The sequence below is a fragment of the Pseudomonas peli genome (assembly GCF_050563605.1).
In the GTDB taxonomy this organism is placed as follows: domain Bacteria; phylum Pseudomonadota; class Gammaproteobacteria; order Pseudomonadales; family Pseudomonadaceae; genus Aquipseudomonas; species Aquipseudomonas peli_A.
Window position 1 is genome coordinate 1 of record NZ_JBNXUH010000373.1, and the last position, 302, is coordinate 302.

General features: G+C 61.8%; 1 pseudogene. It reads right to left on the reverse strand.

The annotated features are described in order from the left end of the window. Positions 1 to 151, reverse strand: a pseudogene (locus tag ACQ4LH_RS22020) (two-component system sensor histidine kinase CreC); the annotation flags it as partial. Positions 152 to 302: the final 151 nt, after the last annotated feature.

The following is a 302-nucleotide window of genomic DNA, read 5'->3' on the forward strand; positions in this document are numbered from 1 at the left end:
ACCCACCGCCGAGCCAGGCCAGCCGCTGCTCTGAGCGCTCTATATAAGGTTGCAAGGTGCGATTAGGCTTGGCCACCGAGACCACGCCGATAATCTGCGCGCCGTCCATGATCGGCGCGGCCACGTACATCACCGAGGAGTCGGGGTCGTCTCTTATCCACATCTGCCGCTGCCGACGACGCACCTCGATTTTCTGCATTCTTAGACTCTCCGCCACCATAGAAAAANGGCAGAGAGCGCGCCGATAATCTGCGCGCCGTCCATGAGCGGCGCGGCCACGTACATCACCGAGGAGTCGGGGT